Below are 765 nucleotides of genomic sequence, written 5' to 3' on the forward strand. Positions count from 1 at the left end.
TACCGGCTCGGCACCGGCGCGCGCGAAGCGCTCGGCCAGCTCGGCGCGCACCTGACCGAAACGATCCAGGGGCTCGCGGAGCTGACCGCGTTTCAGGCCGTCGCGCGCCGGCGTGAAGCGTTCGTGGCCGAAGTCGATGCGTACCGCAAGCAGCGCGCGAAGCTGCTCGACGACCTGTCGTCGCAGAGCGCCGCGCTGGAAATCGCGAGCGGGCTCGGCGGGCTGGTCGTCGCGGCGCTCGGCGCGCTGCTGTGTGCACGCGGCTGGTTTCCGCGCGAGTCGTTGCCGCTGCTGGTGCTGGTGGCGGTAGCCGCCTTCATGCCGGTGGCCGAAATCGGCCAGGTCGCGCGCCAGCTCGCCGACACCATCGCATCGACCCGCCGCTTGCGCGCACTGGAGAAGGAGCCGGTGCCGGTGACGGACGGCGCGCACGCGATGCCTGCCGATCCGGCCGTGCGTTTCGAGGCCACGTCGTTCACGTACCCGGGCCGCAGCGTGCCCGCGATCGACCGCGTGAGCTTCGAGGTGCCGCGCGGCAGCACGGTCGCGCTGGTCGGTGCGTCGGGTGCCGGCAAGTCGACGGTCGCGAGCCTGCTGCTGCGCTTCTGGGATCCGCAGCAGGGCCGTGTGACGCTCGGCGGCGTCGACCTGCGCGACTTGCGGCTCGACGACTTGCGGCAGCACATCGCGCTGGTTGCGCAGGATACCTACCTGTTCAACGACACGCTCGAAGCGAACATCCGGCTCGCCGCGAACGACGCGTCA

Annotated in this window: 1 protein-coding gene; it reads left to right on the forward strand. The window is 71.5% G+C overall.

All coding sequences use genetic code 11. The features are described from left to right. On the forward strand, positions 1-765 hold a 765-nt coding region (locus G3N99_RS41000), incomplete at both ends, for an ABC transporter ATP-binding protein (protein WP_206125283.1).

The sequence above is a fragment of the Burkholderia sp. Ac-20392 genome (assembly GCF_017104585.1).
GTDB classification, from domain to species: Bacteria; Pseudomonadota; Gammaproteobacteria; order Burkholderiales; family Burkholderiaceae; genus Burkholderia; species Burkholderia lata.